Genomic DNA, 11128 nt, shown 5'->3' with positions numbered 1-11128 from the left:
TCCGAGATCATTTTCCCCCGGGCGCCACACATTATCGCGTGCGCGCAACCTTGGCAGCTAATTATTCGATGGACGTCATCCGACTGTAGCAATTCGAGCTTCTAAGGTCCTGCACGTCAGCGGACACCTCCAAACAAGATTGGCGATCCGATTGCCGTGCTCCGAAGCGCTTTCACGAAAGATGTAGAAGTAACGTCTATGGCAGCCGTATTCATTGATGGCATCGATAAGAATTACGGCCCGACGACTGTCTTGCGTCGTGTGTCGCTGTCGATAGCGGATGGTGAGTTCCTGACCCTGTTGGGGCCATCGGGGTGTGGGAAGTCGACCCTGTTGCGTATCCTGGCCGGGCTTGAGGTACAGGACTCGGGATCGGTGTCGATCGGCGAACGGGTCGTGGATGGAGTGCGGCCGAAGTGGCGAGACGTCGCCATGGTCTTTCAGTCCTACGCGCTCTATCCGCATATGACGGTCGCCTCGAACATGGCGCTACCGCTTCGTATGCGCAGGCTTTCGGCCGTCCAAAGGCTTCCTTTTCTCGGTCGCCTGCTCCCCGGAACGGCGCGGGTTGCTGCCGAGATCGACGCGGAAGTCACCCGCACGGCCAAGTCCCTCGGCATCGGCCACCTGCTGGCCCGCAAACCGGGGCAGCTCTCTGGCGGCCAACGCCAGCGCGTAGCCGTCGGCCGGGCGATGGTGCGCCATCCAGCTGTCTTTCTGATGGACGAACCGCTGTCCAACCTCGACGCCAAGCTGCGTGTGCAAATGCGGGCCGAGATCAAGGAGCTGCACCAGCGGCTCGGGGTAACCTTCGTCTATGTCACGCATGACCAGGCCGAGGCCATGACCCTGTCGGATCGGGTGGCGGTGATGCTCGACGGTGAGTTATTGCAGGTCGGTCCACCGCAGAACATCTATGCCTATCCGGACGACCGGCGAGTCGCAGAATTCATCGGTTCACCCAAGATCAATATACTTGAGGGCATCGTGCGCGAACGCGGCCTGATCGATGTAGCTGGATCGACCCTCACGATTGCGGTCGATGCATTCGCCGGCGCGCATCTCGCTCTCGGTATTCGCCCAGAGGCGTTTCATCTCGCGGACCACGGCGGGCAGGGCACATTGACCGGTTCCGTGCGCATGATCGAGCATATGGGCTCCGATCTCTTCGTCCATCTCGACCTGGCGGGCGTCGAGCATCCGTTGATCGCACGGCTGCTCGCCGAACGTGCTCCTCATATTGCTCCCGGCCAGACCTTGCATGTCGGCGTCAGGTCGGACCGCATGCTTCTCTTTACCCGTGACGGTCGGCGTTTGCGCCGCGAGGTGCAATCCGGCGGGGTATCGGTGACGAATATCCGGGAGATCGCTCGATGAGCGAACCTCTTGGTCTTTCCACCGCCTCCGACGAGCCGTCCGTGACCGGTGACGTTCGAACATTTTCATCTCCCGCCGCTTCACCGGCCCGCGGGCGTGCCTTTATGGAAGCGCTGGCGGCCTGGACCCTGGCAGGGCCTGCCGTTTTCCTACTGCTCTGCCTTTTCTTCCTGCCGGTGATCGGCGTATTCGTCATCGCGCTCACCGACTGGCAGTTCGGGGCCCGTTCTCTCTGGTTCGTCGGCCTCGCCAACTTCCGCGAGATTTTCGCCGACGCGGGCTTCAGGGCCTCGCTCGTCAACACGGTTATCTACGTTCTGATCGTCGTGCCAAGCACAGTTGTTTTCGGCCTCCTGATCGCGCTCCTCATAGAGCGCGGACAGAGCTTGCGCGCCTTCTACCGCGCCATTCACTTTCTGCCCTTTATGGCCACGCTGACGGCCATGGCCATCGCTTGGGAGGCGCTGCTGCATCCCACGATCGGCCTTGTCAATCAGATACTGTCCGCCATAGGTCTGCCGACCGCCAACTGGCTGCGCGACGAGAATACTACTCTCCCGGTGCTCGCCGTCATCGGCATCTGGCAGAACCTCGGCTATGCCATGGTCTTGTTTCTAGCCGGTCTTAAGAGCATCCCGCAGGACCTATACGATGCTGCCGATGTCGATGCTGCCGACCTTTGGTTTGACCGGATGCGCACCGTCACATTGCCGATGCTCGGGCCAGTCTTGATGTTCGTCATCATCGTCGTGGCCCTGAGGGCTTTTGAAGCGTTCGACACGATCCAGATCCTGACCCAGGGCGGCCCCGGCCACGCCTCCGAAGTGCTGCTCTATACTCTCTATCGGGAGAGCTTTGAGTATCTGCGCGCCGGATATGGCGCTGCCGTTGCCGTCGTCTTTCTCGCCATCATCGTGACGCTCACACTCGTTCAGGCTCGGCTTATGGACAGGAAGGTGCATTATCAATGAGCACCACAAGTTCTACCAACCGCCTATCGCTGTCCGCAGCCATTCTTCGACATGCCGTGCTGCTGGTCACCGGAGCGCTCATTCTCGTCCCTTTCGTGTGGATGGTGTCGCTGTCAATCAAGCCGCCGGGCGAGATCTTCCGCGCGTCCTTTTCCTTCTGGCCTACCCAATTCTACGGGTTCGAGAACTATACGAAGGCGCTGACAAATGCACCGTTGTTGCGCTACATGGGCAACGGCCTGATCGTCTGTGCGCTGATCCTGGCGGTACAGATCACCGTCTGCGGGCCCTGTGCTTATGCTCTGGCGAAGCTGCGGTTTCCCGGCCGCGACCTGCTCTTCGGCATGGTGCTCATCAGCCTGCTGCTGCCATACCAAGTACTCTCACTGCCGCTCTTCATCCTTGCTTACCACCTCGGCATCCTCAACACATATGCGGCGCTGGTCTTCCCCTATGTCGTCTCGCCATTCGGCATCTTTTTGTTCCGCCAGTTCTTCAAGACCATTCCGGATGACGTAGTTCATGCCGCTCGCCTCGACGGGCTCTCCGAACTCGCGATCGTCTGGAGGATTATGCTGCCGATGGCGCTTCCATCCATTATCGCCTTCTCGATCTTTTCGGTCGTCAGCCACTGGAATGGTCTCTTCTGGCCCCTGATCGCCCTGCGGTCCGAGAACCTGATGCCCCCCCCGCTCGGCATCATTGCTTTTAAGAACGAAGAAGCCGGCAATGACTACGGCCCACTCATGGCCGCAGCGACACTCGTTGTTTTACCACTCGTCATTGCCTTCCTCGCTGCACAAAAATGGTTCGTCGAAGGACTAACGCGGGGAGCCGTCAAGTGAAGAGCCGCACAGGGTACGTGCTAGTATCGCAAATCCATCATGAAGCTGATCATCGCGCGCAATTTACGGCAGGCTTTTCTTACTACTCCGAAGCGCGCGCCGCGACAGAGGCTAAAGTCCACGCCGTGCAGCGCTTGTTGGCCCGGGTACAATAACTCCACAAATCCCAACGAAGCTCCGAGATGCAGTCAAAATCCACGCGCATAAGCGAAATCTGTACATTGGCCCCAGTTGTTCCTGCGCTTGTTGTCGAAAATGTAGCTTATGCTCGACCGCTGGCCGAAGCTCTGATGGCGGGCGGTCTGGTCGTAATCGAGGTGCCCCTTCGTACGCCAGTCGCGCTCGACGTTATTCGGGCAATGCTCGACGTCCCTCGTTGCGTGATTGGCCCTGGTACATTGGTGACCCCTCAGAATCTACGCTCGGCCAAACCGGCAGGCGCAATGTTCGGCGTGTCCCCTGGCACCACCGGACAGTTGATCTCAGCTTGCAAGGCCGAGGAACTACCGTTCCTTCTGGGTGCTTCCACGATGAGCGAGGCGATGGCGTTGCTGGAGAAGGGGGAGGACACGCTGAAACTTCGCGGAGGAGGCGTCCGGCGGTGTTCCTGCACTCAATTCAATCAGCGCCGCAATACCGCGGCTCTCATTCTGCCCGTCGGGAGTGATCACGCGCGAAAATGCAAGAGAATACTTGTCGCTACCCTGCGTCGCCTGCATTGGCCCGAATCGGGTCAAGCCTGTCGCCGCTATTCAAGCAGGCGATTGGGCAGAGATCGAGGCTTTGGCTCGCGAAACGGCAAAGCTGAGCACCTTGCTTTTCCATTACGGGCCACCATCGCCGGCCTGCCTTACGCATTGCAGCAACGAATATAGCCATCACCATCACAAGCAACATATGGCAAACACCAAACACATCGCCATCATTGGCGCAGGTATCGTTGGCGCCGTCACGGCGCTCGAATTGGCACGCCGCGGGCACAGGGTTACGATCATCGAGCCCGGCCAACCAGGCGGTGAGCACGCCGCAAGTTACGGCAACGGCGGCTGGCTCAGTCCGAGCCTGGTAGTCCCGCACTCGCTGCCGGGGCTCTGGCGCAAACTGCCAGGGTATCTCCTCAATCCGATTGGCCCGCTCACCATCCGCTGGCGCCATCTGCCCCGGCTCGCGCCTTGGCTCATCCGCTTTCTCGTTGCCGGCTTCTCGGTTCAAAAGGTCGAAAAGACCGCCCGAGCGCTTCACCCCCTCGTGGCCGATTGCCATTTACGCCACGACGAATTGGCGGCCGAGGCCGGCGTATCGGACTTGATAGAACGCAAAGGTCAGCTCCAAGTCTATCGCAGCCGTGCCGATTTCGAGGCAGAGGGAATGGCCTGGCACCTGCGCCGCCTGACCGGCTGCACCTGGACCGAACTCAGCACCGAGGAGATCCGCCGTCGCGAACCGACGCTCGATCCACGCTATAATTTCGGCGTTGTTCTCGACGGCTATAACTGCGTCAAGCCGGGTCTTTATGTCGCCGCGCTGGTGCGGCGCGCCGTAAGCCTCGGAGTCGAGGTCAAGCGAGCTCGGGCGCTTGGCTTCCGTTCCGAGGGCGACCGCGCCGCCGCTGTCGTGACAGACGCCGGCAACGTGGTCTGCGATGAAGTGGTGATCTCGGCCGGCATCCACTCCAAGGCGCTGGCGGCGGCGGCGGGCGACCGGGTCAGTCTCGAAGCGGAGCGGGGCTACCACGTTGAGATCTCCGACATGGATCCGTTGCCCACGAGCCGTGTGTTGCTGATGGATGGTCGGATGACCACCACGCCGTCGCGCTTTGGTCTCAGGATTACTGGACACGTCGAATTCTCCCACGTGAACGAACCCGCCGATTGGCGGCATGCGGAGGTTCTCAAAAGTTTCACCATCGGAGCCTATCGGCTTACCCGCAATCCCAACGGATTCCGCTTCTGGATGGGCTCGCGACCGTCAACTCCGGATTATCTGCCGGTTATCGGGCGGGCCAGCCGGCTTTCAAACGTCATCCATGCATTCGGCCATGGGCACATCGGGGTAGCGTCGTCGCCCAATACTGCCCGCGCTGTCGCAGATCTCATCGACAATCGCCCACCACCCTTCGAGCTCGCGCCTTATTCGCCACAGCGCTTTTCCTTCCTCGGCCGACTGCGGCCAGTCGCGCCCGGGCTGAACCGTCGGCGGCTGATCGCCAAAATGGCTCGAAGAGCTTGACCCCATGTCTTTCCGCTTCCTCATCGTCAGCTTCGACGGCCTGCGCCCCGATCTCGTCAGTCCTGAACTGATGCCCAACCTCTGCCGCCTGAAAACCGTCGGGGTGACGCTCGCCAACCATCGTACGGTCTATCCGAGCGAGACGCGCTCGGCCTTTCCAAGCCTCGTCACGGGCGCAACCACGGGCTGTCACGGCATGGTCGGTAATAAATACCTTGACCGCTCTGTCACTGCGCCGCGCTTCATCGATACCTCCGACGCCGTGTTATTGCGTCGCCTCGATCTCGAAAGCGGTGGCCGTCTCTATTCGGCTCCGTCGCTCGGCGAGATCATGGCGGCGGCCGGCCGTAGCCTCGCCGTGCTTGCAACCAACACTCCTGGTACAACTCGGCTCTTCCACCATAAGGCAGAGGACTTCGGCCACGTTCGCCTGTCCGGTCATTTTCGCGAGGCATGCACCCCGGACGATGTGCTCGCCGCCATCGAGGCGCAAATCGGTCCCCTGCCTCCGACGCCTCCGAAGAACGAGCCAGACCACGTTGGGCAACACTGGATTACTTCTGCTTTCCTGGACGTTGTTTGGCCGCAATACCGGCCTGATATCACGATCCTTTCGTACGGAGAGCCGGACGTCACCTCGCATTTCCATGGTACAGGCGCGGAGGCGACGCGTTCAATTATCACCCATTGCGATCGACAGTTCGGCCGTGTGCTCGACTGGTGGGAAGCGGAGGGAAGGCAGGCCGGCGTTCAGATTTTCGCGATCTCGGACCACGGCCATATCACCGGCCATACGCGCGTGTCGGTGGCCGATAGTCTGCGCGCAGGTGGCTTCAATCCCAGCGACGCGCCTGCTCCCGATGGTGAGGTGGTGCTTGTGCCAGGCCAGGTCGGAGCGCTCTATTTGGCCGATCCAAATGAGGCGAAGATTACCCGGTTGGTTGCGACCATTACGTCTGAGCCATGGTGCGGACCAGTGTTCACGAGTGGGAAGGACGAAATCAACGGGATCGCGCCCGGGAGCCTCTCAAACAACCTCGTTTTTGCGGATCATGTGCGTGCGCCGGACGTCGCCTTTTCCTTCCGCGCCGACGATACGGTCGACCCCTTCGGCCTCGTAGGCGGTACCTTCTATGACAATGATCGCGCTCCCGGTCTAGGCCTTCACGGCGGGCTGCATCCGAAGGAACTGGCAGCGGTGGGCATAGTGGGAGGATCGGCTTTTCCGGACGTTGGATCTGCGTCTACTTTATCCTCGGGGATTTGCGATGTGGCACCGACCATCCTTCATCTGCTTGGCATTGACGCGCCGAAGACTATGGGCGGACGGGTGCTTGACGAGCTGCTACGGCCTGCATCGCCTCCGGAGCTCTCCGTCCGCGGAGAAATCTTCGAGGCGCGACTGGGCAGCTATAAGCAGGTTCTTCGACGAGTGACGGTAGGCGACACCAGCTACGTTGAAAGCGGAATGGCCGAAAACTGAGACGGTGACGTCCCTGTCAACACCGTCCAGGTCGACAGTTATCTTAAACTGATCATCGACATCGACGAAGCGCGGAGGCATCGCAGTGCCGATGTCCATAAACTGTACAATGGAAGTCTCTCATGTCTGAGCAAGCATCTGGAATCGAACGGCTTCGTGGAAAGGCAACCGGCAGGAACGCAGGGACGGCGTATGGTGATTTCGTTTGGGTGGCCACCATCCCGGATCGAAAACCCCCGAGCATTTCGGAACAATCCGCCGACATTTTCTCAAAGCTTGATCATCTTCTGGCGCAACTTGGCAGCAACAAGAAGCGAATACTTTCCGCGACGGTCTACCTGTCAGACCTCAACCACAAATCGGCATTCGACGAAGCTTGGTGCACCTGGATCGGCGAAGATTCGCGCCATTGGCCTCAGCGAACTTGCGTAGGCGCGCAACTTTTCGGTGAAACACTCGTCGAAATTATGCTCCTGGCCATCAGGGACGATCCCAATTCAGTCGATAAGTAAGCGGATTTTATCAATCGGCGTTGGACCCGTCGGCGCTGCAGGGCATCGAACTTCAGCAGCACGGCCACCATCGCGCAAGCGCCTTGCCACTCGCCCATCAAAGCAGTTGTTGGCGATTTCGAACCATCAGCAAAACTGTAGCTGCGCCCTTCCTGGGCGACGATCAAGAAGAGAGGTGATCAAGCGATGAAAAATCCAATCGCTTCCTGGCTGGTTATCTCCAGCGTGTTCATTGCCGGCCTAGCGGTTGCTCTTAGCCTGACGTCACTCCCGACCGGCGCAGGCAATCCCAAGGTTCTGACCGTTTCGTTTTCGAACACCAACTACAAAGCCTTTCTCGAAGAGGCTGGCCGGCGATTTGAGCACGATCACCCAGGCGTGAGCGTCATTTACATGACTCCGGTCGCGACCCATCGCGAACATTTGGCGCGCACGCTTCGATTGGCGGTCGCTGGAGAGATCCAAGACATCTCACTACAGAGCTACGATCAAATTGCCATCTTAATGCGCCGCAAGCTGGCGATTCCTTTGAACGATTTCATCGATAGCGAAACGGACTGGAATTCCTTGGGCTTGACCGCCGCTTCGATGGATGCCTGCAAATTAGCAGACAAGGTCTACGCCTTGCCGTTTGAGAGTGCTACTCCGACGCTCTTCTTCAACAAGGACTTGGTGCGCCGCGCGGGCGGAGATCCCGATCACCTTCCAAATGACTGGGATGGCATTCTCGCCCTAGCAGGCAAGATCCATGACCTCGACGACAAGATCATCGGGGGCTTCTTCGACTACAACGGCAGCGGCAATTGGACCTTCCAGGCAATGATCACCAGCCAGGGCGGCCGGCTGATGAGCGAGGACGACCGCGCCATCACCTTTGACGGACCGGAAGGCCGGCGTGCGCTCGACATCATCCGCCACTTCGGTCAGACCGGCATGGTCGACATGACCCAGGACCAGGCCTTCCAAGCGTTCACAGCCGGTCAAATCGGTATTATCACCCAGGCGAACACCCAGCTCGCACCATTCGAAGAAGAAGCCAAGGGGCGCTTCGAAATCCAAACCATGCGCTGGCCTCTCTTGTCCGACAGAGGGCGAATTCCCATCGGCGGACGCGCTATGATGATGTTAACCCGTGATCCGCAAAAGCAGAAAATCGCTTGGGAATACATGAAGTTCTTGAGTAACCCGCAGATGCAGACTTTGCTGGCGAAAATGACCGGCACCACTCCGGTCAATATGATCGCCATCCGTGAGCCGGCGTATCTAGGTGAGTTCTATCGCGAACACCCGAACCAGCGAGCCGCCATCGAAGCGCTGCCACGGGTGACCGGCTGGTACACGTTCCCCGGCAACAACGCGGCGCGAATTTTCGAACTCCTTCGCAACCATCTCCGCGATGTGGCCATCAGACAAACTGATGTCGATAAGACACTCGCCGCAATGTCGAAGGACGTGAGGGACCTGCTCCCCTAGCCAATCCGTCGCCGGTAACGCCTTTCCTCGCGTGTTCAGGGAACACGTGCGGGGCGTTTCGCTGGGACCCGAAGCTGTCGGCGCGCTCGTGGCCGCCAAAAGGACACAATAGCCAAGGTCAATGCATATCGGCGACATCGACGAGGGTTCGTCAGGGCGTTCACGATTCGAGCTGAGGCGCCGCGGTCACAACGTTACGATGATCGAGCCGGGCTAACCGGAGGTGAATAAATCAACTCACGGCGGTGGCTCAGCTCAACTCTGGTGATCCGGCTATCTTGGTCGGGGCTCTGGCACAACATGCCGGCTCTCCTCGATCCAGCGGGTCGCTTATCATGCGCCGTACGCCATCTGCCACGGCTCGCGCCTTGGCTCAGTCACTTTCTCCTTGCCTTTTGCGGCGACCCGTCCAAAAAACCGTCCAAGCGCTTCAAGCCCTCGCCGCCGATTGCTTTTCGCAAAGAAATCAGCAGCATTTGCGGGTTGCCGCTGCCGGAAGGCAAGATACTGACGGTCGTCGCGCGTGCCGAGCACGAGATCGTCGCTCGTCAAGTTCATCCCGCGATGTCAGATGGGGAGCGCATCCGGCTAGGAGGTGACGGTCAGCAACGGCATAGGGGCAGCCAGCCCTTTCCCAAAAATCAAATTGCGCCTGAGTAAGGCCTGAGATCTCCTTACTTGACCGCCTTCGAGGGCAGATGTTTTCCAGAGCAGCGCGATGGCGGCTGAACCAACTAAGGATGACGAGATGAATTGCCGCCCAGCCCTCGTTTGTTCGGGATCGAAGGAGCGCATCGCATCGGAAACAGCGCTTCCTCTCTTAAACTAGCTCATTATCGAAACTGGAGCTGCGAGTAATCGCATTATCCGGGTGGCAAGATCGAATTATTCGATATTTGTCATTTGCCCGTAGCAATCCCGTTCTTCTAGTCCTCACGATTCGGTAAGAGCCGCAGAGGATTGCCCTCTGCGGCTCGGAATGCTCAATAGAACCCAGCTCAGAATATCAACCAGCTTATATGCCTTTTGAACAGAGCCTTGGACACCAATGCCACTTCATCCCCTGACGACCCAAATCGTGGGCAGCTACACAAAGCCGCATTGGTTAGCCCGTCACCCAAAAATGCGGGCCTTGGACGGTAGTTGGTGGCGTCCTGAGCCAGAGGTGCTGGCAGAGGCCAAGCGCGACGCAGCGCTGCTGGCACTTTACGAGCAGGAAAGAGCCGGATTGGATTTAGTCACCGATGGGGAAGCACAACGTGCTGCTTACGACCGGCACTTCCTTTCTTCGTTAAGCGGGATCGACAACACAATTCCTGTCCGCAAACTAGCATCGCCAATCGAAATCTCTTCAGAACGTGCCGATGCGCCCGAGATCAACGAATATCTTTCACATTCCGCCATCAAACCCCGGATAATTTCAGAAATCAAGTGGACCAGCTCGGTCACCGTTGATGAACTTCAGTTTGCCAAACTTCACACAACACGGCCGGTGAAGGTCACCGTCGTTGGACCGTTGACGCTCGCACAGCAAGTAAGTGATCATTTCTATAACGACGAGGAAACGTTGTTGTATGAACTTGCACGAGCTCTCAACCAAGAAATGAAGGCATTGCAAGCCGCTGGAGCTGACCTCCTTCAGGTGGATGAGCCTCATTTTCATGGTAGTCTAAGCACCGCTCGCAAATATGGAATGAAAGCCTTGGAGGAGCTTGTTCAAGGCATCTCTGTTCCCGTAACGACGCATGTCTGCTACGGTTATGCGCTAGTTCACCAAGAGAAGAGTAAGAGCCCGACTTATCCCGAAGCCCTGGAGATTCTTTCGGAGTGCCCAATCACAGCGATAAGTTTGGAGTATGAACAACCGAAGCACGAGCCTTCTTTGTTGCGTTACTGCGGCCAAAAGCATATTGTGCTTGGACTACTAGATCTTGCCTGCAAAGAGATTGAAAGGCCGGAGCACATCGCGCGTCGGATCGACGATGCTTTAAATGTTGTTCCTGCCGAACGGCTGCACCCTTCCTCCGACTGTGGCATGTGGTTCCTGCCAAGAGCATTGGCTTTTGGGAAAATTCGCTCGCTGGTTGAGGGCACTGAAATTGTCAGAGCTCGTTTATAGAGAATCCCTAGCCGCAGGTCGTTTGTCATTTCTTTAGCGCTTCCTCCAAGAAGCAGTGCGCCCGAACTGGGTGTGCTGTGAATCTCGTCTGCGCCACATCCGATGAGCGTACTTTCGCG

The 11128-nt window shown here is 58.5% G+C and carries 9 protein-coding genes; 8 read left to right on the top strand and 1 reads right to left on the bottom strand.

Annotation, left to right across the window (positions count from 1 at the left end; genetic code table 11):
• Positions 1-198: 198 nt before the first annotated feature.
• The 7 genes from QA643_RS28065 to QA643_RS28035 all read left to right on the top strand — a co-directional run bounded on the left by QA643_RS28065 (position 199) and on the right by QA643_RS28035 (position 8890).
• Entirely contained in the window at positions 199-1377 is a 1179-nt protein-coding gene (locus QA643_RS28065; protein ID WP_283028956.1) for an ABC transporter ATP-binding protein, read from the top strand.
• 104 nt (positions 1378-1481) lie between these two features.
• Positions 1482-2348 (top strand): sugar ABC transporter permease, encoded by an 867-nt coding sequence (locus QA643_RS28060; protein WP_283034957.1) that lies wholly within the window; start codon positions 1482-1484, stop codon positions 2346-2348.
• Positions 2345-3193: a carbohydrate ABC transporter permease gene (locus QA643_RS28055; RefSeq protein WP_283028955.1), complete on the top strand. Its 849-nt coding sequence runs from the start codon at positions 2345-2347 to the stop codon at positions 3191-3193. Before QA643_RS28060 ends, QA643_RS28055 begins: the two co-directional genes overlap by 4 nt.
• A 693-nt stretch (positions 3194-3886) precedes the next feature.
• The gene (locus tag QA643_RS28050; RefSeq protein WP_349253239.1) at positions 3887-5422 is read left to right on the top strand and encodes an FAD-dependent oxidoreductase; all 1536 of its coding nucleotides are present in this window, start codon (positions 3887-3889) and stop codon (positions 5420-5422) included.
• Between the two features lie 4 nt (positions 5423-5426).
• Positions 5427-6905: an alkaline phosphatase family protein gene (locus tag QA643_RS28045; protein WP_283028954.1), complete on the top strand. Its 1479-nt coding sequence runs from the start codon at positions 5427-5429 to the stop codon at positions 6903-6905.
• Positions 6906-7027: 122 nt separating this feature from the next.
• Positions 7028-7417, top strand: a complete 390-nt coding sequence (locus tag QA643_RS28040; RefSeq protein ID WP_283028953.1) for a Rid family hydrolase — start codon at positions 7028-7030, stop codon at positions 7415-7417.
• A 186-nt stretch (positions 7418-7603) separates the two neighbouring features.
• Positions 7604-8890 (top strand): extracellular solute-binding protein, encoded by a 1287-nt coding sequence (locus tag QA643_RS28035; protein ID WP_283028952.1) that lies wholly within the window; start codon positions 7604-7606, stop codon positions 8888-8890.
• A gap of 333 nt (positions 8891-9223) precedes the next feature.
• Here the strand turns inward: QA643_RS28035 and QA643_RS28030 are convergent, their stop codons facing one another.
• The gene (locus QA643_RS28030) at positions 9224-9442 is read right to left on the bottom strand and encodes a hypothetical protein (protein ID WP_283028951.1); all 219 of its coding nucleotides are present in this window, start codon (positions 9440-9442) and stop codon (positions 9224-9226) included.
• Positions 9443-10055: 613 nt separating this feature from the next.
• On the opposite strand from QA643_RS28030, the gene QA643_RS28025 reads away from it, so the two are divergent.
• Entirely contained in the window at positions 10056-11009 is a 954-nt protein-coding gene (locus tag QA643_RS28025) for a hypothetical protein (RefSeq protein ID WP_283028950.1), read from the top strand.
• The last annotated feature ends 119 nt before the right edge of the window (positions 11010-11128 follow it).

The sequence above is a fragment of the Bradyrhizobium sp. CB3481 genome (assembly GCF_029714305.1).
Lineage (GTDB): Bacteria > Pseudomonadota > Alphaproteobacteria > Rhizobiales > Xanthobacteraceae > Bradyrhizobium.
Note: the sequence above shows the minus strand (reverse complement) of the source record. Positions and strands in the feature narration are given on the sequence as shown.

What these genes read in the sequence shown, in the direction of transcription:
- QA643_RS28065 (WP_283028956.1), top strand. Translation starts at nt 199, where the DNA reads ATGGCAGCCGTATTCATTGATGGCATCGATAAGAATTACGGCCCGACG.
- QA643_RS28060 (WP_283034957.1), top strand. Translation starts at nt 1,482, where the DNA reads ATGGAAGCGCTGGCGGCCTGGACCCTGGCAGGGCCTGCCGTTTTCCTA.
- QA643_RS28055 (WP_283028955.1), top strand. Translation starts at nt 2,345, where the DNA reads ATGAGCACCACAAGTTCTACCAACCGCCTATCGCTGTCCGCAGCCATT.
- QA643_RS28045 (WP_283028954.1), top strand. Translation starts at nt 5,427, where the DNA reads ATGTCTTTCCGCTTCCTCATCGTCAGCTTCGACGGCCTGCGCCCCGAT.
- QA643_RS28040 (WP_283028953.1), top strand. Translation starts at nt 7,028, where the DNA reads ATGTCTGAGCAAGCATCTGGAATCGAACGGCTTCGTGGAAAGGCAACC.
- QA643_RS28035 (WP_283028952.1), top strand. Translation starts at nt 7,604, where the DNA reads ATGAAAAATCCAATCGCTTCCTGGCTGGTTATCTCCAGCGTGTTCATT.